Here is a 24302-nt window from a genome sequence, read left to right as displayed (position 1 = left end):
CTGGGGAAGGCCCGAGGGGGGCGTCGATCCGACGTCCCCCCCGGTCGTGTATCGGGCCGGGTCGGGTCGATCGAGTCCGATCGATCAAGGGGTCTGTCCGGTGGAAGGCTTGGGTTCCTCTTCGAGGGCGTCCAGCGAGGCCAGCTTCTTGCGGATCTCGTCCAGGCGCTTGTCGGGGGGCGTGCTGCGGGCGGCGGCCTGTTCGGCTTCGCGCCACCAGGTGCGGGCCTTCTCGACCTCGCGCATCTGGAGATAGACGTCTCCCAGGTGGTCCGGGAGGGTGGCGTCGGGCGAGGAGAGGCCGCGCTTCTCGGCCTCCTTGTGAAGCTCGACGGCCTTCTCCAGCGGCTCGACGGCCTCCTTGAGCTTGCCCTGCTTGAAGAGGGCCCAGCCCAGGCTGTCGAGGTAGGCGTAGTTGTCCGGGTCCTCCTTGAGGGCCTTGCGGATCATGGCCTCCGCCTTCTCCAGGTTCTTGCCCTGATCGGCGTAGAGGTAGCCCAGGTCGTTGTTGACGCCCGGGTCTTCGGGGAAGCGTTCGAGGACGGTCTCCAGCTCGGCCTCGCCCTTGGCGTAGTCCCCCTGGTTGACGTAGACGATCGACAGGTTGGAGCGGATCAGCTTGGCGATCTCGTCCTTGCCGGCGTTGCGGTCGAGCATCTCCTTGAAGAACTTGACGGCTTCCTCGTTGCGGCCGTACTTGGCGAGCAAGCCGCCGAACATGAACTCGTACATCGGGTTGCCGGGCTCGTCCTTGATGAGCTTCTGGAAGAGCGGCACGGCCTCGTCGAGCTGGCCGAGCTCCGCCAGGAGGTTGGCGGCCTGGGCCTGGGTGTCGGGGTCCGTGGGCTCGATCTTCACGGCCTCGCGGGCCGTCTCCAGGGCCTTGGCGTCCCGGTCGGTCTTGCGGTAGAAGCTCGCCAGGAAGAACAGGTAGCGGGCCTTGCGCTCGCTCGGGTACTTGGCGAACATCTCTTCCAGGGTCGCGGCGGCGTCACCGAACTGGTCCAGCCGGCGCTGGGTGTCGACGACTTCGAGGTAGAGCTTGGGGTTCGGGGACCGTTCGAGCATGAGGCGTTGGAGCTTGAGCAGTCGTTCCAGCCGGGGGGTCTTCTGGTCCCCACGGTCCGGGTTGGCGATGATGCTCAGGACGGTGAACGCGGGGGCCTGGGGGAGCCCCGGGGGGTCGGCGGAAAGCTGCTTGAGCCCCTCGTCGAGCATTTCCTCGGCGAGCGCGTCGTCGGTCGCCACGACCTGGAGCTGGGGCATGACGGCCTCGAACCCCTGGGGACGGCCGATGGCCTCGCACAGCACTTTCAGGAGGTCGCCGGCCTTCTTGCGCTTGAGCAGCGAGGCGGCCAGGGCCCGATAGGTCAGGGGGTCCGGCTGGCTCGCCAGCAGCCCCTTGTACAGGGCCTCGGCCTTGTCGACCTGGCCGGTCTCGCGGTAGCGGTCGGCCAGCACGTACTGGAGCGGCACGTTCTTGGGGTCTCGGCCGGAGGCCTCTTCCAGCCGGGGGGTGATCCGGTCTTCCTGGTTGAGCGCCTTGAGCACCTTGGCGAGCAGCTCGTAAGCCTCGACCCCCTTCGGCTGCCGCTTGATGTAGCGGTCCACCAGCGCCAGGGCCTTGTCGCCCTGGTTGGACTTCAGGTAGGTCTCGGCCAAAAGCAGGGGGATCTGGGGGTTGGTGTCGTCGTAGACCAGGCCCCGCTCGAACGCCCTGACGGCCAGGTCGTCGCGCTTGGCGGCGAGGAAGACGACGCCGAAGCCGAGGTAGGTGACCGCCGGCTCATTGCCGAGGATCCGCGTCACGTCGGCGGGAGCGAGCTTCATCGAGGCCTTGTCGTCGAGCTCGGCCATGACCTTGGCGTAGGCGTCGGCCGCCTTCTCCGGCTCGTTCAGGCCGGAGGAGTAGAGCCTCCCCAGGTCGAACCAGGCGACCGTCCGCGCCGGCGCGTGGGCCTCCAGCTTGGGATTGGCGAGCACCTCTTGCAGCAGCGCTTCGCAGGCCCGCAGGTCGTTGCGCTGGAGATGGAACTGGAACAGGCGTTCGAGGGTCTCGGAGTCCGAGGGGTCGGCGGCCAGGGCGCGCTTGCCGTAGTCGACGGCGAGGTCGGGCCGGGCCAGCGGGCCGACGTAGAGCCGGCTCAGCCGTCGGGCGATCGCCACCGAATCGGGGTCGAGCTTGTAGGCCTCCAGGAGCGCGTCGGCGGCGTCGGCGAACGCCCGACGGTCCTCCAGCGCCCGCGCCGCGGTGTAGAGCCGGACGGCCTCGATCCGCTTGCGGTCCTCGACCGTCTGGGGGTTCTGCGGCACGAACGGCTTCGGGGGGTCGTCGCCGGGGCGGTTGTACAGCTCCGTCACGTCCGGCTTGAGCGCCGCCGCCGGGGCGTCGGCCTTGGGAACGTTCGCTTCGGGGGCGTCGGCCTTGGGCGGCTCGGCTTTGGGGGCGGGCTCCTGGGCCCGGGCCCGGCCCGCGCCGAAGCCGACCGCCAAGGTCGCCAGCGCGACCGCCGTCCAGCCCGCTCGACACGCCGCAGACCATCGGATCGGCCCGACCATGTTCACCTCTCCCCGTCCTCGGTGGAGTCCGTCGGGATGACGGTCCCTCGTCCACATCTCCATCCCGGCGTCTTCGTTTCGACGCCGAAACTTCCAGCCCATCGTATCAGCACCCGACGGAAGCTGCCAAGACGTTCTGAACTCCCGCGCCGGCGTCTTCGGAATCCCCCGCACCCCTTGACAAGATTGTCTACCTGAGTAAATCTACTTGGGTGGATAACCGAGGCTCCGGGAGGGACCCGTGATGGGCGAGACGCAACTGGGCCGGATGCAGTTCCGGATCATGCAGGTGCTGTGGGACCGGGGGAAGGCCAGCGCCCGGGAGATCACCGACGCGCTCAACGATCGCGAGCCGGTCGCGCACAGCACGGTGCAGACGCTCCTCCGCCAGCTTGAGGCCAAGGGGGCGGCCGGGCACGAGGCCGACGGCCGGACGTTCCTCTTCTTCGCGAAGCTGAAGGAGGATCGCGTCAAGCGGACGGCCGCTCGCGACCTGTTGGAGCGGGTCTTCGGCGGCGACGCCGGCAGCCTGGTCGCGCACCTCATCAAGAACGACGGGCTGACCCGCAAGGAGCTGGACGAACTCGGGAAGCTGATCGACGAGACCCGCCGGGACGGCGAAGGGAGGTCGAAATGAGCGACGCGATTTTGCTGGACGCCGTCCGCGCCGCGACGGGCTTCGGCCTGACCTGGCTGGCGCAGTCCTCGGCGCTCTTGCTGCTGGGCCTGGCCGCCGGGCGCTGGGCGCGATCGCGGGGGCCGGCGCTGCAATCGGCCGTCTACCGCGCGACCCTGGCGGCGGTCCTCCTCGGCCCGGCCGTCTCGATCACGTTCTCGGCGATGGGCTTCGAGGGCCTCGCCCTGCGATGGCCGACGGCCGAAGCCGCGCGTCCCCTGCCCTTTTCGTCGTCGTCGCCGTTCATCCCGGCTCCTCCCTCCTCAGAGCCGCCGTACACCGACGTCCGGTTCACGATCGCTCCCCTGCCGACGGAGCCGTTCACCCCGCTCCCCGCGTCCCTCCCGGCGTCCCCGGTGGTCGTCGAAAGGTCGCTCCCTCGCGACGCGATCGCGGCGGTCGGCCTGGCGGGGTGGGGCGTCGGGACGCTGTTCCTGCTGGCGCGGATGCTGGTCCGGCAGGGCCGGATGCGGCGGCTCCGGGACTCGGCGGCGGACGTCGAGCCCGAGACGCAGGCGCTTTGCGAGGCGATCGCGCGGGAGCTGGGCGTGCGGACGCCCCCGGTGCGACGGAGCCCGTTCCTGTCGAGCCCCTGCCTCGACGGCCTGACCCGGCCGATGATCTTGCTGCCGGAAGGCGCGGACGACCCGCGCGACGCCTTCGTCCACGAGTTGGCGCACCTGGCCCGCCGCGACGGCTGGTGGAACCTGACGCGGCGGCTGGCCGAGGCGGCGCTCTGGGGCCAGCCGCTCCTCTGGGCGCTCTCCCGGCGGATCGAGTCGACGGCCGAGGAGGTCTGCGACGATGTGGTGGTGTCGTTCGGCGCCGACCGGACGAGCTACGCCGAACGGCTCGTCGAATTGGCCGGTCGGGCGTTGCCCCCCCCTTCCCCGACCGTCGTCTGCATGATCTCGCTGCGGTCGCTCCTGGCCCGTCGCGTGGCCCGGATCCTCGACCCCTCGCGGACCCTCTCCACCCGCGTCGGCCGCCGCGCGGTCCTCGCCGTCGCGATCGTCGGCCTGGCCTCGACGGCCTTCGCCGGCCTGCTGCGGTTCGGCGATCCGCCGCGAGCCGTAACCGAGGAACCGGCCGCCGCGAAAGCAGACGTCCCGCAAGGCGACCGGCTCCGAGGCCGGGTCGTCGACCGTTCGGGCAAGCCCGTCGCGAGGGCTTCGGTGCTCGCCTGGAGCACGCGCCAGGGGGCGACCGGAGGCCCCGTCGATGAGCAACGGCGAGCGACCACCGACGCCGAGGGCCGGTATGAGCTGGACGCCTTCGGCGGCCCCCCGTTCGATCCGAAGGCCCGGACGCCGATCGTCGCCCTCGCCGAGGGATTCGGCCCCGGAGCGGCCGGCGCGGACGGCATGGTGAAGCTCGGCGAGCCGGGGCCGCCGATCGACGGCCGCGTCGTCGATTCGGAAGGCCACCCGGTCCCCGGCGCGAAGATCCGGCTGCGAGACGTCTTCTTCCTCAGGTCCGGCAAGACGGCCGATCCGGCCCAGCCCTGGAGCACGTCGGATCGCTGGTCGACCAACGGGCTGCTACCGTCGCCCCACGAGGTCGAGACCGACGCCGACGGCCGGTTCCGCTTCACGGGGCTGGGCCGCGACTCCCTGGCGATCCTGGCGATCTCCGGCCCCGACGCGGCGCTTCGGCACGCTCTCGTCCTGACCCGGGCGATGGATCGGACCCGACTCCCGAACCTCTACCAGTTCCAGGATCTCCGCTTCGGCATCCTCGATTTCACCGAGATCCAGGGGGCTGCCTGCACGATCGCCGTGGACCCGTCGCGGGCCGTCGAGGGGATCGTCCGCGACGCCGCCGACGGCTCGCCGATCTCCGGCGCGTTCGTCACCGCGACGGCGGACTGGGACTGGCCCCGCCCGGTCGGCGATCGAGACGGTGCCTGGACCGACGCCGAGGGCCGATATCGGCTCCTCGGCCTGCCGACGACCGGTGATGAGCAACGCGTCCTCTTCGTCTATCCCGCCGCCGACCAGCCCTACTTCGTTTCCACGCACTTGCAGGTCCCCGCCGCCCCGGTCGACGGCCCGACGAGGCTCGACGTGGCCCTCAAGCGCGGGGTCTGGATCGAGGGCCAGGTCGTCGACCAGGCCGACGGCCAGCCGGTCGCGGCACGGTTGGACTACGTCCCGGCGGCCGACAACCCCCGCGCGACGGATTGCCTCGCTGCGAATCCGGGTGCCATCGGCTACGGATACCGGCTGCACGGCGATCGGTTCCGCACGGACGCCCAGGGTCACTTCCGCGTGCTGGGCGTCCCTGGACGGGGCGTGGTGCTGGTCAAGGCCGACGACTTCCGCTATCGGACTCGGATCGGCGCCGAGACGCTCGAACGGCTCGCGGACTCCGATCATCTGGCCACTTACGTCCGCATCCCTCCGGGGTCGTTCCACTCCCTGAAGGGAGTCGACGCCGCCGACGGCCCTTCGGCCTCGGCGGGGGCAATCGCGGTCGTCCGGGGAGCGTCGGTGGCCCTGAAGTTCGTCGACGAGGACGGCTCGCCGGTCCCCGCGCAACAGCTCCAGAACCGTGTCCCGACCGATCTCGGCGGAGGGTTCCTCCCGCCGAGGGCCGAGGCGCGGATTCTGGGGCTCGACCCGGGCGAGACGCGCGTGGTCATCGTCCAGAACTTCGACCGGAATCTCGGCGTGATCGTCACCGTGTCCGGCGACACGCCGCCGGACACGCCGGCGAGGACCGTCCTGCTGGCCCCGATCGTCCCGCTGACGGGCCGGCTGGTCCATGCGGACGGGAAGCCGGCCCGAGGTCAGATTTCCGTCCAGATCGACCCCGGAAATCAGCCGTTCGCACGTCCCATGGATATCACGTGGTCGGAACTGGATTCCCAGGGGCGGTTCAAGTGTTTCACGTATCGGGGGGCCGGATGTCGGCTCTTCGCCATGAACCTCACGCACGAAGACGGCCGGGGCGGCAAGGGCTTCGGCTGGATCAAGGTCCCCGGCGGGTTCCAGGGCTTCGACCTGGTCCGCGACCTGAACGTCGAGGCCGGCGAGCCCGTCGACCTCGGGACGTTCGACGTCGATTCGGGCAAGCGCATCGAGGGAGTCGCCGCGACGGACGTCGGCGCGGCGCGTTGAGGCGAAGGAAGGAGCGGACCGGCACGGTCAGGGGGTCTTGTACTCGACCACCGTCGTCGTGGTGAGCTTCCGGGCGGCCGGGACGCGGGTGACGGACTTGACCAGGAGGCCGGGGCAGTCGTCGGCGTACCAGGCGCGGACGTTCGACGGCCCGGCCTCGGTCTGGCCCTTGGTGTCGAACCACTCGGCGTGGAAGGTCCGGCCGGCGGCCTCGACGTCTTCCTCGCCCTGGGCGTCGGCCTTCTGGGGGCGGCCGAGCCGGGCCTTGTCGACGCCCTCGGGCAGGAACATCGTCCGGCGGTGGGTGTACTCCTGGGGGCCGAATTGGCTGGTGCCGGCCGACGACTCGACCTCGGTCGACTCCTCCACGACGAGCTTCCGGTCGTCGACCGACCTGAGGACCCGCCGCTTGGTGGTGACGACCCGCTCGCCGCCCCCCGCCTCGCTCTCGGCGACCTCCCGGACGACCAGTGTCGTCCCCGGCCGGCAGCGGGTCCAGCTCGTGTAGACGGGGTTCTCCACCTCCTCGGCCCCCGCAGGCGAAGGCCCGAAGGCCGCGACGGACAGGGCGAGGACGAGAGGCGCGAGGACGCGAGGCATGGCGATTCTCCGGGCGGGAAAATTCTGGTCAGCCCGGCCGTCGGGCCGGCGATCGACCCCAAGGTAAGCGGACCTCGACGATCCCGCCACGGGATTCGGGCGCTTCGATGCGACCTTCTCGAAAGCTTCTCGGCTTAACCATGCGGGTTTCCCGGACTCCGCGCGAGACCTTCGAAACCGGACGCTAGGATGCGACGCGAGGGGGGAAACGCCCCCGTTCGATCGATCCTTCCCCTGGTTGCGAGGTGACGAGACCGTGTCGAAGAACCGCTTGAACTCCCGACCCCGCCGGCCCGCCTTCACGCTGATCGAGCTGCTGGTGGTGATCGCGATCATCGCCGTGCTGATCGCGCTGCTGCTCCCGGCCGTGCAGAGCGCCCGCGAGGCCGCCCGTCGCACGCAGTGCACCAACAACCTGAAGCAGTTGGGCCTCGGCGTGCACAATTTCGAGAGCGCCAACGGTTACTTCCCCCAGGGTCCGTTCGACGGCCACCCCCAGGGCGTGACCAGCTCGGGCGCGCCGGACCCCAGCGGCTACAACTACGACGAGGTCTCGCCGTCCTACGGCGCCACGACCTGCTGCAACGCCTGGCACCCCGACGGCTGGAACCAGTTCTTCAAGATCCTCCCGTACACCGAGCAGCAGGCGGTCTACAACCTCGCCAACTTCGCGATGCTCCCCTACAACGGGGGCCAGAACCTCAACGGCGACCTCGACGTGTCGCGGGTGGCGATCCCCTACCAGTACTGCCCGAGCCGCCGGGCGCCCCAGCGCTACGGGGCCAATCCCGTCACCGCCACGGCCAAGAACGACTACGCCGGCTGCGCCGGGTTCTTCCAGGGCCAGTCGATCGACTGCGACGGCGGCAACGCCGACCCCGGCCGGTTCATCCCCCCCCCGCCCAATGGGGCGACGCCCAACAGCGACGAACGCTCCACGGTCAACCAGTCCAACACGGGCGGCCACAAGGGCGCCATCGCCTGGTCCGGGCGCGGCGCCAAGCGGCGGCTCGCCGAGATCACCGACGGCGCCAGCAACTCGATCCTGATGGGCGAGAAGGGGCTCCCGCCCAACCGCCACGGCGCCGAGGGCGGCGACAACGAACGCTGGAACAACGCCGGCTGGGATGAAGACGCGATCCGCTACCACTTCGTCCCCGAGCCCGACCAGCAGGCGCCCAACGGCACCGGCGCGTGCGCCACGCCCGCGACCCCGGGGGGGAACTCCATCTGGCGCCGGACCTTCGGCAGCTCGCACCCCGGCGGCGCCAACATGCTGCTCTGCGACGGCTCGGTGCGGTTCGTGAAGTTCACCATCGACGCGGGGACGTTCCGCAAGCTGGCCGTCATCGACGACGGCGAGCCGATCAGCAGCGACTCCTACTGATCCCGACCCGACACGACCGACCCGCGAGGACCTCCAATGATCAGCCCACGCCTTCGGGCCGCCCTGTTCCTGCTGGCCGCCGTCGTCCCGGCGGCCTGCGACGACGCGGCGAGCCACCCCGCTTACGCGCCCGACAAGCTCCCGCCGCTTTCCGCCGACGACCTGGAGACGATCAGGTCGGAAGACGCCCGGATCGAGGCCGAGGAGCGGGGCACGCCCGTCTACGCCAAGGGGAAGAAGCCGAAAGGCGCCGTGAAGAGCGGCGACTGAGCCGTCCCTTCCATCCCGCGACCGGATCACCCTCGACCGGCCCGTCTTCCGAGCCGAAACGCCCTTCCCCCTCGCGAGGGAAGGTGGCCCGAAGGACCGGATGAGCGGAGGACGAGCCGGGATGCCGCCGGCGTTTCGGTCCCTCCGCAATGACGGAGGCCGTCGGCATCACGCCTTCCCCCCTGGTGGGGAAGGCGCCTCGCGGCGGCGAATGAGGCGGCGACGAGTGCGAGAGCCGTCGGCGTTTCGGTGGGCCGGATCGCGGATTCCGACGACCTCCCGGCTCGTCATCCCCGCATCCGACCCCCTTGGGGTCTTTCTCCCCCGCGACGGGGGGAAGGCCGTCGTCGTGGAGGGCTCCCCGGAATCCGTGACGGCCCGGATCATTTCTCCCCGGGCTTCCCCTTGCCGCCCTTCTTGGGGGGGGCGGGGGGTTCCTTCGGCGCGGCCTTCTTCACCCGCAGGGGCGCGGGCGCGGGCTCGGGAGCCGGGGCTTCCTTGTCCTTCTCCTTGGGTTTGTCCTTGGCCTTCGCTTCCTTGGCGGGGACCTCGACGGCGTCCTTGCCGGGCTTGGCGGGCTTGCCCTGGTGCTCCCAGCGGGGGACCTTGGGGTCGGTGACGATGGCCGGGTCGTGGGCCATGTCTTCGAGGAGGTCGATGAACTCGGCGCCGCGATTCTTGGGGATGGCGCGTTCCACCAGGCCCCGGAGGGTGGCGACGTCGGGCTCGTGGAGGCCGAGCTGTTCGAGCGTCTTGCGGGTGGCCTCGTCGATCGGGATGGCGTGGCCGCCGAGGGCCTGCTGGACGACGGTGGCGGTGACGTAGTCCGAGTGGAAGGCCTCGAACGGGTGGAGCGTCTTGAGGGCTTCCTTCAGCGGCTTCTTGGCGAGCTGCTCGAGAGCGGTGAAGCTGTACGTCTTCTCGAAGAGCTGGCGGAGGAACCGCCGGATGCGCTGGGCGCGGGCGGCGGCGTCGGGGACGTCGGCCAGGGTCTCCCGGACCTCCTCCAGCGGGCTGACGCGGACCTCGTTCCAGTCGAAGAACTGGTCCTTGAACCGGGAGAGGGCCTGGTTGGCCTGCTCGCGGGTCGTGTCCTCGTGGCAGATCCCGTAGACGACGGCGTCGATCACCGAGAGCCGGCTCACGGCCGGCTCCGCCTTGGGCTTGTACCGGCGCTTGAGGAAGGCCTGGAGATCGGCGAGATACTGGGTTTTGCTTTGAGTCGCCATGGACCTGTCGGGGGTTGGGTGCGCTTCGTCCGGGCCGGGCGGTGCGGGCGACGCCGGCTCCGCGTCCGGCGGGGGCGAAACGCCCGGCCCGCCGTCGGGATGGGACGGGGACGCTCAGGAATCCTGGGTGTCGTCGTCGTCGTCGTCGTTCGGGGAGTCGGCCCCGTCGGGGGCCTCGTCGTCGCCGTCTTCCTCTTCGTCGCCTTCCTCATCGTCGTCGTCGAGGTCGTCTTCGAGGTCGTCGGCCTGGGGTCCCGGCTTCTTGTCGGCCGAGACGGCCTCCTCGATCAGCCGGCCCATCTCGACCGACTTCTTGACGCTCTCGTCGAGCTTGAAGTTGAGGATCGGGGTGTAGCGGATCTGGAGCCGGGCCGCGACCCGCGACTGCACGAACCCGCAGGCGCTGCGGAGGCCCTTCATGGCCTGGTTGCGATCGGCCTCCGAGCCCATCACCGTGACGTAGACGGTCGCGCCGCGGAGATCCTGCGTGACCTCGACGCCGAGGACGGTGACGCCCTGGATGCGGGGGTCGGCCACTTCGAAAAGGACGGCCGTGGCGACCACCTCGCGAATGGCTTCGGCGATGCGGAGGCTGCGGTGGGACGGCATCGGGGGGCGTTCCTTGGTCGGTCGGTCGATCGATCGGTTGGTCGGATGTTCGTCGGGCCGAACGGCCCGGGACGAGGCGGGGCCGCGCCTCCCTTTCACGACGAATCGGGCCGGCCGGGGGGCGTTGGAAACGCCCGATCCGGCTCGGCCCGGCCCGACGGAAGCGGGAGGCGGGGCCCGTTCGTTGCGACGATTACAGGGTGCGGCGGATCACGTCGACGCGGTAGGCCTCGATCACGTCGTCGGCCTTCACGTCGTCGAAATTGGTGATCTTGATGCCGCACTCGAAGTTCTGGGGGACTTCCTTGACGTCTTCCTTGAACCGCTTGAGGGCGTCGACGGCCCCCTTGTAGATCTCGCGGCCCTCGCGGATCAGGCGGACCTTCGCCGAGCGTTCGATGACGCCCTGGGTGACGAAGCAACCGGCGACGGCGCCCACCTTGGAGATCCGGAAGACCTGGCGGACGACGGCGCGTCCCAGGTGGACTTCCTTGATCTCGGGGATGAGCATCCCCTCGACGGCCTTCTTCACGTCGTCGGTGACCTGATAGATGATGTCGTAGCGGCGGATCTCGATGTCCCGATCGTCGGCCATCGTGATCGCCCGGTCCTCGGGGGCGACGCGGTAGCCGATGATGATCGCCTGGGAGGCGTCGGCCAGGATCACGTCGCTCTCGCTGATGCCGCCGACCCCCTTCAGCAGGACGCGGATCGGGACCTCGGCGTTCTCGAGCTTCTCCAGCTCCTTGACGATGGCCTCGATCGAGCCCTGGACGTCGGCCTTGATGATCAGGTTGAGCGACTTGACCTTGCGCTCGGCCATCCGGTTGTACAGATTTTCGAGCGTGACGGTCTGGCGCTCGGCCTGGGCGGCGTCGCGGGTGCGGAGCCGGCGGGTCTCGGCGACTTCGCGGGCGCGGCTGAGGTCGTCGGTGACGGCGAAGTTCTCGCCGGCGACCGGGACCACGTCGAGCCCGGAGATCTCCACCGGGAACGACGGGCCGGCCTTCTCGACCAGCCGGCCGCGGTCGTCGAAGAGGGCGCGGACGCGGCCGTAGCCGTCGCCGCAGACCACCACGTCGCCGACCTTGAGCGTCCCTTCGCGGACCAGGACGGTGGCGATCACGCCCCGGCCTTCGGAGATCGAGGCCTCCAGGCAGGTGCCGGTCGCCGGCCGGTCGGGATCGGCCTTCAACTCGTGGAGCTCGGCGATCGTCTCCAGGGTGGCGAGCAGGTCGGAGACGCCCAGGCCGGTCGTGGCCGACGTCTTCACGACCTCGACGTCGCCGCCCCATTCGACCGGGTTCAGGCCCTGCTGGGACAGCTCGCCGTAGATCTTGCTGATGTTGGCGGCGGTGTCGACGTTGGGGACGTCGATCTTGTTCAGCGCCACGACGATCGGCACCTCGGCCGCCTTGGCGTGGGCGATGGCCTCGACCGTCTGCGGCATCACGCCGTCGTTGGCCGCGACCACCAGGACCACGATGTCGGTCACGTTGGCGCCGCGGGCCCGCATGGCCGTGAACGCCTCGTGGCCCGGCGTGTCCACGAACGTGATCGGGTTGCCGTTGTACTCGACCTGATAGGCGCCGATGTGCTGGGTGATGCCGCCGCTCTCGCTCTCGACGACCTTGGCCGTGCGGATCCGGTCCAGGAGCGAGGTCTTGCCGTGGTCGACGTGGCCCAGGATCGTGATGACCGGCGGGCGGGGCTGGAGGTTCCCCGACTCCTCGACGGGCGCGAACGCCTGCATGAAGTCGTCCTCGGCCGTGCGCTCGTGCACCACGTCGAGGGTCATGCCGAATTCCATCGCCAGCATGACGGCCAGTTCGTCGTCGATGTTGGCGTTGATGGTGGCCATCTGGCCCAACGCCATGAGCTTGCGGAGCAGGTCGTTGGCCTTGATCCCCAGCGCTTCGGAAAGCGTCCGGACGGTGATCGGGGCCTCGACCTCGGCGTGGGACTTTCGCGCCTGGGCGGCGGAGGCGTGGCGGCCCCCGGCCTTGTGGTGGGGGCGGCGGCCGGAACGGCCGCGACGCGCCTCGTCGTCGTCGTTGAGCAGCGCGGCGGCGGGGAGCGGCGAGGTCACGCGGCGATCGGTGGCGCGCTCGTTGCGGCGGGCGCGACGGCCGGCGCGGTCGGCCGACGAGCCGACCCCCTTGCCCTTCTTGCGTTCCTCTTCATCCTCGGTCGGCGGGGTGAGCGGCGCCGGAGCCTGGCCGATCCCGCCGGGGGCCGGGCCGCGGGCGACGGGGCCGCGGCTGGGGCCGCTCGCGGGGCCCGACGGCGGCGGGCCGGGACGGCCGGCGGGTCGGGCGGCGAGCCCGGGACCGCCGGGGCGGAGCGGGCCGCTGGGACGCGCCGGAGGCGCGGCGTTGGGCCCGATCTGGCCCGACCGCATCAGCGCCAGCATGTCCTCGCGGGTCATCCGCTTCTCGGGACGCTGGCTCTTGACCTCGGGCGAGGAGGCCTGGGGACGGACGGGCGAACCCGCCTGCTGAGGCCGGGCCCCCTGAGGCTGCATGGAGGCCACCGGGGGGAGCGGACGGCGCGGCCCGGAGGCGTCGCGGCGCGCGCCTTCGGCGGCGGCGTCGTCGGTCGGGCGTCGGACTTCCTCGCCGGGCCTGCGGCCGCCGGCCGAGGGGGCCGAATGCGTCCCGGTCCGCTGGACCGGGGGGCGGATTCCCGCCGAAGTCATGTATTCGCTCCGCTTCAGAGGTTGGGTGGACGCCGATCCTCCCCCGGGGTGCTGGGGGGAAGCCGGGGCGGGGCCTTGCGAGGAGGGAGATTGCGACGTCCGGGACGTCGGCGAGGGGCCGCCGCTGCGATGCGGCGTGTGGCCGGAAAGGGGACCGCTCGACCGCGACGAAAGGGGCGCGGCGCGTCCGGGGGCCGGCGTCGGCGTCGGGCCCAGACCCGTGGCCGCCGGGCTCGCGGCGGCCTCCTTCGAGACTTTCGGGGCCGCGACCTCGGCGGTCGGCGGCGTCGGAGCGGCGGCTGCGGCCTGGGGGCCGGGACCTCGGCGGCCGGCTGCACCGGGGACGGGGCGGCGACCTTGGGGGCCGGGGCTTCGGGGCCGCGACCTCGGCGGTCGGGGTCGGGGTGGGCGCCGTGGCGGCCGGGGGGGCGGAGGGCGACTTCGCGGGCGTGGCTTCGGCGGCCTTGGCGGCCGGCCGTCGCGTGGGCTCCTCGGCGGCGGGCGAGGGCTTGGGGGCCGATCCGGCCCCCCCCTTCGATTCGCGCCCAAACAGCTCCCGGATCTGCTCCACGGTTGGGGGATCGACGACGGCCAAGGCGTTCGCCTTGACGTCCAGGTTCCACTTGTGGATCCGATCCAGCAAGTCCTGGCTCTTCAATCCCAATTCTTTCGCCAACTCGTGAACACGCGTGGACAAAGGCGACTCCTCCCCGGAACCGGCTCCGGCTGGCCGCGACGGCCGCGACCCGAAACGAATGTCTTCTGGATATTTCGATTGTAGCGAGGTGGTCGGTCGCGCGGCGAGCCCGATCGGGGCGGCGGCGATTATCCGGATGATTCCAACGCGCCTGTGAGGGGGCGGGCCCGCCGGCGACGGGGGTCGACGCCGCGGGGGGCGTCGGTCGTCGGGGTCGAGGTCGGGGGCCGGCTCGCATCAGGGCTCGAGTCGGGTCGGGTCGAGTCGGTCTGGATTGGGGGGTCGGGTGCGGCGAACCTCAGATTGCGGGGTCAGCATTGCCGCCGGCGTTCGCCGGCGTCCGGGTCTCCCCCGGGGCGCGGCCCCGATGGGGGGCCCCGCCGCGCGGGTTGGGCCGGTTCAGGACTCCTCGTCGTCGTCGGCGGTCTCGGCGACCTTCGGGTCGCGACCGGGGTCCTCGTCGAGGACCGGGGGGTCGTCCCCCTCGACCACGTTCATCACCAGCCGGAGGGTCTCCGACTGCTCGGCGTCGTCCGGCGCCGAGGTCACCTCGCGGCCGTTCGTGGTCAGCCCGCCGGTCTCCTCGGCGAGGGCCACGTCACGCCGCTCGGCCCCCTCGATCGACTCGTCCCCGTCCGTCTCGGCGTCCGGGTCCTCGTCATCGTAAGGGGGGTCGGAATCGATCGCGCCGCGGAGTTCGGCGGGCAAGGCCGACTCCCGGTCGCCGGTCGATTCCGGATCGAACTCGTCCTCTGGCCCGCCGCGCGGGCCCCCTTCCTCTTCGGTCTCGGTCTCGTTCCAGTCTTCTTCGCCGCCGGCGTCGATCGCCTGGCCTTCGGTTTCGCCCTCGCCCTCACCTTCGGCCGGTCCGGCTTCGGGGGCCTCGGCCGTCGGGGCGGGGGCTCCGCCGTGGTCGTCGGCCAGGGCGGCGGCGTTGCGGCCCGACTTGCGTCGCGGGAGGTCGTCGGTCTGCTCCTCGGCCATCTGCTCGGCCTGGGAGACGATGGAAGCGGCGAGGTCCTCGTCGAGGCCGTCGATGGTGTTGACCAGGTCGACGATCTCCATCACCGACAGGTCGTCGTAGCTGAGGATCCCCTGCTCGACCAGCCGCTCGGCCAGCTCGACGTCGACCCCCTCGATCTTGGAGAACGAGCCGACGGCCTTCTCGATCACCTCGTCGAGCTCCTCGGCCGTCATGATCTCGACGTCCCAGCCCACCAGCTTCGACGCCAGGCGGACGTTCTGGCCCCGGCGGCCGATCGCCAGCGAGAGCTGGTCGTCGCGCACCAGGACGATGGCCCGGCCCAGCAGGTGGCAGAGCATGACCTCGTCGATCTCGGCCGGCTGCAAGGAGTTGGGGATCAGGACCTGGAGCGACTCGTTCCAGCGGACGATGTCGATCCGCTCGCCCCCCAGCTCGTCGACGATGTTCTTGATCCGGGTCCCCCGGACGCCGACGCAGGCGCCGACGGCGTCGATCTTGGCGTCGATCGAGGTCACGGCCACCTTGGAGCGGTAGCCGGCCTCGCGGGCCAGGGCGCGGATGGCGATGGTCGAGTCGGCGATCTCGGGGATCTCCAGCTCGAACAGCCGGCGGACGAAGTCGGGGTGGGTGCGGCTGAGGATGATCTTGACCCGCTGGCCCACCTTGCGGACGTCCAGGATGATGGCCCGGATCCGCTCGCTGGGGTGGTAGCTCTCGCCGGGGATCTGCTCGCCGCGGGGGAGGATGGCGTCGGTCTTGCCCAGGTTGACGATGACCGCGCCGCCTTCGAACCGCTGGACGGTCCCCGTCATCAGGTCGCCGCGCTGGTCCTCGAACTCGTCGAACAGGCTGTCGCGCTCGGCCTCGCGGATCTTCTGGATGATGACCTGCTTGGCGGTCTGGGCGGAGATCCGGCCCAGCTCGGCGGGGTCCATCCGGACGCCGTCCTTGGTGGCCTCGATGGCCCCGCTGTCGCGGTCGATGCGGACCTCGATGTCGCCGGCGTCCGGGTAGTGCTTCCGCGCCGCGGTGGCGAGCGCCGACTGGATCCCGTCGAACAAGATCTCCTTGGAGATGTTCTTGTCCCGATGGATGCTATCGACGATGCGGACCAGATCGACGCTCATTCCTACCCTCCGAGGCGTGCTTATGAGGTTCACTCGACGGCGGCGCGGCGGATCCGGCGTCGGTCGGGTCGGCTCGGCCGCCCCGACGAAGCCGGGCCTCGCCCGGGGACGGGCGGGGCTCGGGTTGATGCCGCGATACCATCTGAGCGGGCAGCGCCTCCTGGGTCGTCCCCCTCCGCGTCCGCCGGCCGCACGAGCCGAGCGAAGGCGCAGGGACGATCCCAACCCCGCGTGGGCCGAGCCAGAATCCACCGGTTCCCAAGGCCCCGGCCCTGCTGCATCCTATCCGCATGTTGACAGTTCTGTCAAGCGCCCCCACAATGGAAGCGTCTCGACCCTCGGGACGTGAAATCTCAACGGGTTCGCGCCAGGCCCACGGCGCGGCGAGGTCGGCCGGCCCGCCGCCCCACGGACCGCCCCGGAGTCTCGATGACCCATCCCCGCCTCGATCACGACGCGCTGCGTGGCGCCCTGGAGACCGCCGGGTTGCGCCCCACGCCCCAGCGGCTGGCGGTCTACGACCAGCTCGCGGCGATGGATCACCATCCCACCGCCGAGGAGGTCTTCCGCGCGGTGCGGCCCCGGAGCCCGCGGATCAGCCTGGCCACCGTCTATAAGGCGCTTGAGGCGCTGGTGGCCGTCGGGGCGGTGGACCGCCTGGGCGCCGAGTCGGCGGCGGGGCCGGCCCGATACGACGCCCGGGGCGACCGCCACTACCATTTCCGTTGCCTCCGCACCGGGACCATCCACGACCTCCCCACGCAGTACGACCCCCGGCTGATCGAGCAGCTCGACCCCGGCCTGGCCGACGACCTCCGCGATCGCGGTTTCCAGGTCACGGGCTATCGCCTGGAATTGCTGGGCTATCGCCTTCCCGGCCGCGACGAGCCGGGGTCTCCTGGGAGCGGACGCGACGCATGAGCGAATCCCCCCGCGCCTCCGGAAGCCGTAGCGAGCCCCCGCCGCCGCTCGACCCCCTGGTGGACACCCACGCCCACCTCGACGATCCTCGCCTCCGCCCCCACCTGGGCGAGATCCTCGGCCGCGCGCGGCGGGCCGGGGTGGTGCAGGTCGTGGCGATCGCCACCACGGCCGCCGATTCCGCCGACGTGGTGGCGATCGCCGCCGAGCAACCCGGGGTCTTCGCCGCGGTGGGCTTCCAGCCCAACAACGTGGTCGACGCGGTCGAGGGGGACTGGGAGCGGATCGTCGAGCTGGCCTCGGCGCCCCGGGTCGTCGCCCTGGGGGAGACCGGGCTCGACCGCCACTGGGACCGCGCCCCGTTCGACCTCCAGCAAGCCTGGTTCCAGCGCCATCTCGACCTGGCCCGCGAGCGCGACCTCCCGGTCGTGATCCACTGCCGCGAGTGCGAGGCCGACGTCGCCGCCCAGCTCGCCGCGATGGGAAGCCCGGTGCGCGGGGTCCTGCACTCGTTCACCGGCGACCGGAAGCAGGCCGAGGCGTTCCTGGACTTGGGCCTGCACATCTCGTTCGCCGGCATGCTGACCTTCGCCAACAAGAAGCTCGACGCGCTTCGCGAGGCCGCCGCCGCCGTCCCGCTCGATCGCCTGCTGGTCGAGACCGACAGCCCGTACCTGGCCCCCCACCCGCTCCGAGGGCTGGGGAACGAACCGGCCCACGTCGTCTGGACCGCGCGCAAGCTTGCGGAGCTGCGGGGGATGGACGAGTCCGAGCTGGCCTGCGCCGTGACCGCCAACGCCCGCGCCCTGTTCCGGCTCCCCGAGGCCGATCTCATTTCGCCCAGCCCTTGCGACCGTTCCTGACGAATGGATTTGGTCCCGGATTTGCTTTAGGTCCGGGGTCGAACTAAGATAACTGGGCTCGACGGATTATTCCGGCTCGCGTTTAATACGCGCGACGCGATCCGTTGAAGATGCACCTCGTCAGAACAGTCGCCGCGCCTTCGGGCCGGGAGCGTTATCGGCATGGACCTCAAGCAGATCATCGCCGTTTCGGTCGTTTCGATCCCCATCCTCGCCTTGCTGCTCGGCGGCGCGATCATCGCCTCGCGGAGCGGCGTCTCGCGAGTCTCCACCGGCCGCGATCTCGTCCAGATCGCCGGCAACGTCTCGGCCATGCTCGTCCGCGTCGCCGGATACGTCGTGGTCCTCATGTTGGTCCAGCACTTCATCGGCCTGCGATCCACCTTCGGCTGGTGAGCCCGAGTCTTTACGCGCGGCCCCGGGATTCGAGGTCGGACCCGGTCCGGCCTGCGTGCACGCCTTGAGCCCCCTCGGCGGTCACGGCCCGCCCGATGGGAGTACGGGCGGCAGCTTCAAGGTCGCCTCGATCGCCGCCGGCGTGAACAGCGGCGGGGTCATCTCCGCGGCCAACTCGATGACGCGTCCCTGCAAGGCGGCCACCTGATCCGGGTGCTTCGCGGCCAGGTCGGTCGTCTCGTACGGGTCCTCCGCGAGATTGTAGAGTTCCGCGGTCGGCGGGAGGGCCGGGTGCCAGACGAGCTTCCAGTCGCCCCGACGGAGGCCGGCGGCCGAGGGCTCGATGTTGTAGACGACCTCCGTCCGGGGCGACGGCTCCCCCCGATGGATCGTGGCCCAGACGTCCAGACCGTCGAGCGGCTTGCCGCGGTCCAGCCTCCCGCCGGCGAGGGTCACGAAGGTCGGGTACAAATCGACGACGTGGATCAGCCCATCGACCGTGCCGCCGGCCTTGATGCGGCCCGGCCAGTTCGCCAGGGCCACGACCCGGCTACCCCCCTCGTAGAGGGACCCCTTGCCGCCCCGCAACGGGCCGTTGTCGGCCACGGGCCGCGCCGGGGTCTGGCCCGCGATCTTGGGGTCCCGGAGCCCGCCGTTGTCGCTATGGAAGAGGATCAGCGTGCGCTCCCGCATCCCGCTCCGGTCGAGCGCCTCGACCACGCGTCCGATCTGGTCGTCCATGGCGGCGACCATCGCCGCGTAGGTGCGGCGGCTCGGGTCGGCGATGGCCGCGTACCGATCCAGGTCATCCTGGGGCGCCTGGTACGGGGTATGGGGCGCATTGAACGCCAGGTAGAGGTAGAGCGGCCGGGCCGGGTCGTGGTCCCGGATGATCCGCACCGCCTCGTCACCCAGGAGGGTGGTGGAATACCCCTCCTCCCGGACCGGCTCGCCGTTCCGCCACCAATCCGGCACCCCCATCACCTCGTGGGTGAAGTAGTCGATCTCGCTGGCGAAGTAGCCGTACTGGTGGTCGAAGCCGCGCCGGTGCGGCCGGAACTTCGGGTCGGCGTGGCCGACGTGCCACTTGCCGACGATCGCCGTGTCGTAGCCGGCCTCCTTCAGAGCCTGCGGCAAGAGCCATTCGTCGGTCGCCAGGCCATACGTGCCCGAGGCCGGGATGACGAAGGACTGGAGCCCGTAGCGGAAGGGGTAGCGACCGGTCAGCAGGGCCGCCCGGGTCGGGGTGCAAAGCGGGGCGACGTAGAACCGTTCAAGCCGCGCCCCGCCGGCGGCGAGCCGGTCGAGGTTCGGCGTCCGGATGTCCGGCGAGCCGTGGAACCCCACGTCCCGCCATCCCTGGTCGTCCGAGACGATATGGACGATGTGGGGCCGTGGGGAGTCCTGCGCTCCTGCCTCCGGCGCCCCGACGGCGAAGCAACCGGCCAGGCTCACCAGGCCGAGCAGGAATCGTTGGGCGATGCGGTACGGCATGCACGTCTCTCCTCGTTCGCGAGGCATCGGCCGCCAGGGCGAGCCGGTCCGCCGACCGGGCCTGAGTTCGGCCGGACACCGCCGGTCACGCCGGTGCGGACTCATGGGCATCGGCGGTCAGCCTGAAGAGTTGAGGATCGAGCCGATTCAACAGCCGCCGGATCTTGGGGATTTGTTCGAGTGCGGCCGCCTCTCCGATCGCCGCGAGTTCCTTCGCCCTCATGAACTCCGAGGAGTCGACGCCCGTCACGTCCGGCTCGATGACCACGTCCGCCGGCTGAACACCGAAGGCGTTCAGGCTGTGGTTCTGAACCAACAGGCTGCGCAAGATCGTCGGCCCGATGCCCGGCTTGTTCCTGGACTGAATACCTTGCCCAGGTTTGATGTCGCAGAAATGAGTCTCCAGCTTCGCCGTCACGCTGATGGCGATGACGAAGTTGCAGCCCATCGAAACCAGCACATCCGCCGGGATATTGTTGACCAGCCCGCCGTCGATCAGCGCCTGGCCGTCGCGGACGATCGGTACGGAGAGGACGGGCAAGTTGATGCTCTCAAGGATCGCATGGACGGCGTCGCCGCGTTGGCGAACGACCGAGTTGCCGCTCACCAGGTCGACCGTGACGGACAGACAGGGGACGGCAAGTTGTTCGAGTCTCCAGTCGTGCAGGTACTTGCGAAGCATCGGGTCGAATTTCCCGCGACGATACTTGTGTATGAGGTACCAGTAATTGCCTTGCGGCAGGCGGCGGAAAAGCCATGAAGGGCGAAGGTCCGAGGCGAATTGATTCGCGTTGTAGTCGGGATCCAGGCCGGCGGAGTACATGATGCCGGTCATGGCTCCGGCGCTGGTGCCGGCGATCATGTCGACGACGATGCCGCTGTCCTCGAGGGCCTTGAGCACGCCGAGGTGCGACATGCCTCGGGCGGCGCCGCCGCCCAGGGCCACTCCCAAACGCACGCCGCGAAGGTCGTGCACCAGCCGCTCCAGCCCGTTGGCCAGCGACCGGCCCATCGGCGGTTTCGGCGGCGTTTCCTTGATTTTGAAATCGCGGGAGGCAAGCTCGGGGAGGTCCGGAACGGCGGAGACCACGGAACCGTCGCCCCTGATCAGCCAGGCGACACTGATCTTGTCGCGCCAGCCCCGGGCAGGCACTTCCATCGCCTTCAGGCGGCGGATTGCGCTGTCGGCCTCATCCGCCGGGATGAAAAAGACGGCGCGGTCGACCAGATTCATGAGCCGCGCCGCCCGTTCCGGCGTCAGGAAGGTGTGGACGTCGAAGATGATTCGATTGGCGTCCTGCCAGCGAGCGACCTGTTCCCGTATTTCCTCCGACGTCAGATCTCGGCCGTCCTCTCGGAGGGCCCGAAACCGCACATTCGGCGAATCCATCCGCTGGTCCGAATCGCTCAACACGGCGAGCTGCTCGCCGACGTCGCTGAGTCGCCGGATGAGCCGTTCCGCCGTCTGGCGCGTGGCGGGCGAATCGTGAATCAGCGCCAGCATCGTCACCGAGCGCTTGGGGGCGTCGCCCAGGAAGAGCTTTCGCAAGCTCCCCGCGTAGGTCTTCAGCCACAGACGGCGCAGGTCCGGCCTGGCGAGCGTCAGTTCCATCGCCTCTTCGTAGTCCAGCCTGAGGACCGTCGTGGGCTCCAGCGCGATGACGCGGATCGGTACGGATTCGCCGAGCGCGCCGACCATCAGCCCGAATTGCTCGCCGCGCTCGATCATGCGGAACAGCGACTCAGTTCCGTTGGCGGCTACCCGGACGGCCTTGAGCCGCCCGCGTAAGACGAAGCCCACCGTGGTGAGCACGACGTCCGCCTCGTGGACGATGCTCCCGGCTGGATACTGCGCGACCCGTCCGAGCCGCACGACCTCGTCGAGGGCCTCATCGGATGCACCCTTGAAGTACTCATGCACTTTCAAGAGCGGCATGATCTCCTCGTTCATGACGCCGCCTTTCGAGTTCGCGACGGATGTGATCGCCGAATTCCGACGCCGGAGATGTGCTCGCAATGTCGTTCAGGTGGGCGAGACGGCGCAGTTCCCTGAAGGGTAGAGTCCGGTCCAATCGACCGCTCTTGTAGTTTGTAGAGGGTCCGATCCAGAGGGGCGAGAGAAATCCATAAAAGGGCGTGGATCGGCCTCAGACTCCGCGCGCCCTGGGGTCCCAAAGGATCTTGTGGAGCTGCACCTGGAGCCGGATCGGCAGGTGGGTCTCCAGGATCCAGGTCGCCAGTTCGGTCGGATCGACGCGGCCGAAGACGGCGCTCATGAGGATGGGGCAGCGGCGGGCGAGGTCGTGGCGGCGGATGACGTCGACGGACCAGTCGAAGTCGTCGCGGTCGCCGAGGACGAACTTGACCTCGTCGGTCGGTCGGAGCCGGTCGAGGTTGCTCCAGACGTTGGCGTCGACCTCGCCGGAGGCGGGCGTCTTCACGTCCAGGATGATCCGGACGCGCGGGTCCACCCGGTCGGTGGCGACGCCGCCGCTGGTCTCCAGCAGGACCGTCCAGCCCCGGTCGGCCAGCTTCTCCATTAAGGGATAGGCCTCGTCCTGGAGCAGCGGCTCGCCGCCGGTCAGCTCGACGAGTCCTCCCCCCAGCGCCTCGACGGCCGCGACCACGGCGTCCAGTTCCAGGGGCTCCCCCTGGTTGAACGCGTGGGGCGTGTCGCAGTACACGCAGCGCAGGTGGCAGGCGGTGAGGCGGACGAAGACGCAGGGGAGCCCGGCGAACGTGCTCTCGCCCTGGAGGCTGCGGTAGATCTCGTGGACCATCAAGGTCCCCGCCGGCCTCCCCTCGATCGGCCTGAGCCGACGTGCGAGCGCGGCCTCCCGGGCGTCGGGGGCGGCGGTTCGGCGATCCGATGGGGCGACGTCGTGCATGGCGAGACCGCAAGTCCTGGCTGAACGAACGAAGGAATCCCGCGCCCGCCCGAAGCAAGGCGACCGCACCTCCCATCGTAGCCCCGGCGACGCCGAGCCGCCCAGATCAAGATCGCGACCGTCGATCCCGGGTTCAGCCGCTCGACTCAAGAAAGTTCTCAAGAGTTCCGTTGCCATCTGTTCAAATTGAAGAAATGTCATTACTGTGTCGCCTCCGCCCATGCCTAACCTCCGACGCGGGGGGATGGATGGCCGGGCGGATGTCCGGATGGACGCCCGACCAGGATTACGCCGGCCCGGACAGGCCGTCGGCACGAAGCCACGACCAGGAGTCGGAAGCATGGACGAAGTGAAGCGTGCGGGACGGGTGCGGCCGGCGATGTGGGCGGCCTGCCTGATGATCGTCGCCGGGCTGGGGGGCGCGGCGGAGGCGGGCCAGTATTCGGGGCTCGTCGTCTTCGGCGACAGCCTCTCGGACACCGGGAACACCTACGCCGCGGCGGGGTTCCCGCCGTCGTCGCAGCACTATTATGAAGGTCGCTATTCCGACGGGCCGAACTGGGTCGACCATCTGGCCGCGAAGCTGGGAGTCGCGGCGCCGACGCCGAGCCTGCTCGGCGGGACGAACCACGCCTGGGGATACGCCCAGTCGGGCGACGGCTACAGCTATCCCCTGGGGCCCGGCGGGCCGGGCGTGCCGAATCTGCTGACGCAGGTCGGCGGGTTCGTGCTCGGCGGCGGGACCCTGGCCCCGGATCAGCTCGTCTCGGTCTGGGCGGGGGCGAACGACTTCCTGAACAACGGCGTGACCGACTACGTCCAGGTGGCCGACAACATCGTCGCCGCGATCTCGACCCTCGCGGCGGCCGGCGGCTCGCACTTCCTGGTGGGCAACCTGCCGCTCCTGGGCGTGCTCCCGGCGACCCTGGCCTACCCCCAGTCGGTGCGCGATCAGTTGAACCTGCTGACAATGGCGTTCAACGCCACGCTCGAGGCCAAGCTTGCGGCCCTCCAGGCGTCCCTGCCGGGGGTCGACCTGTTCTTCAGCGACGTGAACCTCGCGTTCCAGCAGATTCTCGCCGATCCCGCCGCCTTCGGGCTGACCAACGTGACCGGCTCGGCACTCGACGACGGTGCGACGGGCGGCCAGGGCTATCTGTTCTGGGATTCGGTCCATCCGACGACCGTCGTCCACCAGTTGATCGCCGACCGAGCCTACGCCGCGGCCGTGCCGGAACCCTCGTCGCTCGCCCTGGCCGCGATCGGCGCCGGCGCCGTCCTCGCCCTCGCCCGCCGACGGGCCGCCTGACGACGCCCGTCTCGATGGCTCGGGACCGACGATCCCGCCCGGAATCCAAACGGGTCGGTTCGGCGGTCCCGAAGCCGTCGGCGTCGCATTTCCTCCCCTCCCGCTCCGCTCCCCGTCGATCGGGTGCAGACTTCCTATAGATAGCGAACCGCGTCGAAGGTGCGCGCCGAGCCTCGCGGCGGCCTCCGGCCCTCGACCGATCGCCGGGGATCGTCGAAAAGCGTCGAACGAAGCCAATTTGATGGTTCGGAAAGTCTGGATTTATAAGGAGATATGGCGGATTTGAGCCGGGAGTACGAACCCAATCGAAGCCGATTTCGGGAGGCTCCTCGCCGACCTCCACCGAGTTGCGGCCATCCCCCGATGCCCGTCTCCCGATCCTCTTTGAGGCGGGGACGTTAAGTGAGGAGTGTCCGAACGAAGCCAATTTGGATTGGCCTAAAACTTTGTGCCGAAATGGCTTGTGTCGGAA

Annotated in this window: 17 protein-coding genes and 1 pseudogene; 8 read left to right on the top strand and 10 right to left on the bottom strand. The window is 70.1% G+C overall.

What is annotated here, in order from left to right:
• Positions 1 to 84: 84 nt before the first annotated feature.
• On the bottom strand, positions 85 to 2559 hold the full coding sequence (locus tag VT85_RS09555) for a tetratricopeptide repeat protein (protein ID WP_082858952.1): 2475 nt from the start codon (positions 2557 to 2559) through the stop codon (positions 85 to 87).
• Positions 2560 to 2803: 244 nt separating this feature from the next.
• Between VT85_RS09555 and VT85_RS09550 the strand changes: the two genes are divergently transcribed.
• Positions 2804 to 3196, top strand: a complete 393-nt coding sequence (locus VT85_RS09550; RefSeq protein WP_068413849.1) for a BlaI/MecI/CopY family transcriptional regulator — start codon at positions 2804 to 2806, stop codon at positions 3194 to 3196.
• Positions 3193 to 6357 (top strand): M56 family metallopeptidase, encoded by a 3165-nt coding sequence (locus tag VT85_RS09545; RefSeq protein WP_068413845.1) that lies wholly within the window; start codon positions 3193 to 3195, stop codon positions 6355 to 6357. The genes VT85_RS09550 and VT85_RS09545 overlap by 4 nt, the downstream gene beginning before the upstream one ends.
• A 27-nt stretch (positions 6358 to 6384) precedes the next feature.
• Here VT85_RS09545 and VT85_RS09540 read toward each other — a convergent pair whose 3' ends face one another.
• The gene (locus tag VT85_RS09540) at positions 6385 to 6957 is read right to left on the bottom strand and encodes a hypothetical protein (protein WP_068413840.1); all 573 of its coding nucleotides are present in this window, start codon (positions 6955 to 6957) and stop codon (positions 6385 to 6387) included.
• Positions 6958 to 7213: 256 nt separating this feature from the next.
• Between VT85_RS09540 and VT85_RS09535 the strand changes: the two genes are divergently transcribed.
• Positions 7214 to 8344: a DUF1559 domain-containing protein gene (locus VT85_RS09535; RefSeq protein WP_068421714.1), complete on the top strand. Its 1131-nt coding sequence runs from the start codon at positions 7214 to 7216 to the stop codon at positions 8342 to 8344.
• A 36-nt stretch (positions 8345 to 8380) separates the two neighbouring features.
• Positions 8381 to 8614 (top strand): hypothetical protein, encoded by a 234-nt coding sequence (locus tag VT85_RS09530; RefSeq protein WP_068413837.1) that lies wholly within the window; start codon positions 8381 to 8383, stop codon positions 8612 to 8614.
• A gap of 383 nt (positions 8615 to 8997) precedes the next feature.
• On the opposite strand, the gene VT85_RS09525 is transcribed toward VT85_RS09530, so the two are convergent.
• The 5 genes and pseudogenes from VT85_RS09525 to nusA all read right to left on the bottom strand — a co-directional run bounded on the left by VT85_RS09525 (position 8998) and on the right by nusA (position 15959).
• Positions 8998 to 9843, bottom strand: coding sequence for an endonuclease (locus VT85_RS09525; protein ID WP_068413835.1), 846 nt, complete (start codon positions 9841 to 9843; stop codon positions 8998 to 9000).
• Positions 9844 to 9957: 114 nt separating this feature from the next.
• Positions 9958 to 10452, bottom strand: coding sequence for a 30S ribosome-binding factor RbfA (rbfA, locus tag VT85_RS09520; RefSeq protein WP_082858951.1), 495 nt, complete (start codon positions 10450 to 10452; stop codon positions 9958 to 9960).
• Positions 10453 to 10645: 193 nt separating this feature from the next.
• Positions 10646 to 13150: a translation initiation factor IF-2 gene (infB, locus tag VT85_RS29060; protein ID WP_261340565.1), complete on the bottom strand. Its 2505-nt coding sequence runs from the start codon at positions 13148 to 13150 to the stop codon at positions 10646 to 10648.
• 550 nt (positions 13151 to 13700) lie between these two features.
• Positions 13701 to 13847, bottom strand: a pseudogene (locus VT85_RS29990) (translation initiation factor IF-2 N-terminal domain-containing protein); the annotation flags it as partial.
• A gap of 399 nt (positions 13848 to 14246) precedes the next feature.
• Complete coding sequence (nusA, locus tag VT85_RS09505; RefSeq protein WP_082858481.1) at positions 14247 to 15959, bottom strand: transcription termination factor NusA; 1713 nt, start codon at positions 15957 to 15959, stop codon at positions 14247 to 14249.
• Positions 15960 to 16388: 429 nt separating this feature from the next.
• Between nusA and VT85_RS09500 the strand changes: the two genes are divergently transcribed.
• The 3 genes from VT85_RS09500 to VT85_RS09490 all read left to right on the top strand — a co-directional run bounded on the left by VT85_RS09500 (position 16389) and on the right by VT85_RS09490 (position 18139).
• Entirely contained in the window at positions 16389 to 16880 is a 492-nt protein-coding gene (locus VT85_RS09500) for a Fur family transcriptional regulator (protein WP_068413826.1), read from the top strand.
• A complete protein-coding gene (locus tag VT85_RS09495; protein WP_068413823.1) occupies positions 16877 to 17743 on the top strand; it encodes a TatD family hydrolase in 867 nt (288 codons plus the stop codon). Before VT85_RS09500 ends, VT85_RS09495 begins: the two co-directional genes overlap by 4 nt.
• A gap of 162 nt (positions 17744 to 17905) precedes the next feature.
• Positions 17906 to 18139 carry a hypothetical protein gene (locus VT85_RS09490; protein WP_068413821.1) on the top strand — a complete coding sequence of 78 codons (234 nt, stop codon included), beginning with the start codon at positions 17906 to 17908 and terminating at the stop codon, positions 18137 to 18139.
• Positions 18140 to 18220: 81 nt separating this feature from the next.
• Here VT85_RS09490 and VT85_RS09485 read toward each other — a convergent pair whose 3' ends face one another.
• From VT85_RS09485 to VT85_RS09475, 3 genes are all read right to left on the bottom strand, one after another.
• Positions 18221 to 19633: an arylsulfatase B gene (locus tag VT85_RS09485; RefSeq protein ID WP_068413818.1), complete on the bottom strand. Its 1413-nt coding sequence runs from the start codon at positions 19631 to 19633 to the stop codon at positions 18221 to 18223.
• An 85-nt stretch (positions 19634 to 19718) separates the two neighbouring features.
• Complete coding sequence (locus VT85_RS09480; protein WP_068413809.1) at positions 19719 to 21584, bottom strand: patatin-like phospholipase family protein; 1866 nt, start codon at positions 21582 to 21584, stop codon at positions 19719 to 19721.
• Positions 21585 to 21780: 196 nt separating this feature from the next.
• Positions 21781 to 22521, bottom strand: a complete 741-nt coding sequence (locus VT85_RS09475) for a radical SAM protein (RefSeq protein ID WP_082858479.1) — start codon at positions 22519 to 22521, stop codon at positions 21781 to 21783.
• 340 nt (positions 22522 to 22861) lie between these two features.
• Here VT85_RS09475 and VT85_RS09470 point away from each other — a divergent pair, with 340 nt between their 5' ends.
• Positions 22862 to 23830 (top strand): SGNH/GDSL hydrolase family protein, encoded by a 969-nt coding sequence (locus tag VT85_RS09470; RefSeq protein ID WP_197491188.1) that lies wholly within the window; start codon positions 22862 to 22864, stop codon positions 23828 to 23830.
• Positions 23831 to 24302: the final 472 nt, after the last annotated feature.

The organism is Planctomyces sp. SH-PL62 (assembly GCF_001610895.1).
GTDB lineage: Bacteria > Planctomycetota > Planctomycetia > Isosphaerales > Isosphaeraceae > Paludisphaera.
This window is presented reverse-complemented; position numbering and strand designations above follow the sequence as displayed.

Coding starts and splice junctions, on each gene's coding strand:
- VT85_RS09555 (WP_082858952.1), bottom strand. CDS start 2,559: ATGGTCGGGCCGATCCGATGGTCTGCGGCGTGTCGAGCGGGCTGGACG.
- VT85_RS09550 (WP_068413849.1), top strand. CDS start 2,804: ATGGGCGAGACGCAACTGGGCCGGATGCAGTTCCGGATCATGCAGGTG.
- VT85_RS09545 (WP_068413845.1), top strand. CDS start 3,193: ATGAGCGACGCGATTTTGCTGGACGCCGTCCGCGCCGCGACGGGCTTC.
- VT85_RS09540 (WP_068413840.1), bottom strand. CDS start 6,957: ATGCCTCGCGTCCTCGCGCCTCTCGTCCTCGCCCTGTCCGTCGCGGCC.
- VT85_RS09530 (WP_068413837.1), top strand. CDS start 8,381: ATGATCAGCCCACGCCTTCGGGCCGCCCTGTTCCTGCTGGCCGCCGTC.
- VT85_RS09525 (WP_068413835.1), bottom strand. CDS start 9,843: ATGGCGACTCAAAGCAAAACCCAGTATCTCGCCGATCTCCAGGCCTTC.
- rbfA (WP_082858951.1), bottom strand. CDS start 10,452: ATGCCGTCCCACCGCAGCCTCCGCATCGCCGAAGCCATTCGCGAGGTG.
- infB (WP_261340565.1), bottom strand. CDS start 13,150: ATGACTTCGGCGGGAATCCGCCCCCCGGTCCAGCGGACCGGGACGCAT.
- nusA (WP_082858481.1), bottom strand. CDS start 15,959: ATGAGCGTCGATCTGGTCCGCATCGTCGATAGCATCCATCGGGACAAG.
- VT85_RS09500 (WP_068413826.1), top strand. CDS start 16,389: ATGACCCATCCCCGCCTCGATCACGACGCGCTGCGTGGCGCCCTGGAG.
- VT85_RS09495 (WP_068413823.1), top strand. CDS start 16,877: ATGAGCGAATCCCCCCGCGCCTCCGGAAGCCGTAGCGAGCCCCCGCCG.
- VT85_RS09490 (WP_068413821.1), top strand. CDS start 17,906: ATGGACCTCAAGCAGATCATCGCCGTTTCGGTCGTTTCGATCCCCATC.
- VT85_RS09485 (WP_068413818.1), bottom strand. CDS start 19,633: ATGCCGTACCGCATCGCCCAACGATTCCTGCTCGGCCTGGTGAGCCTG.
- VT85_RS09480 (WP_068413809.1), bottom strand. CDS start 21,584: ATGAACGAGGAGATCATGCCGCTCTTGAAAGTGCATGAGTACTTCAAG.
- VT85_RS09475 (WP_082858479.1), bottom strand. CDS start 22,521: ATGCACGACGTCGCCCCATCGGATCGCCGAACCGCCGCCCCCGACGCC.
- VT85_RS09470 (WP_197491188.1), top strand. CDS start 22,862: ATGGACGAAGTGAAGCGTGCGGGACGGGTGCGGCCGGCGATGTGGGCG.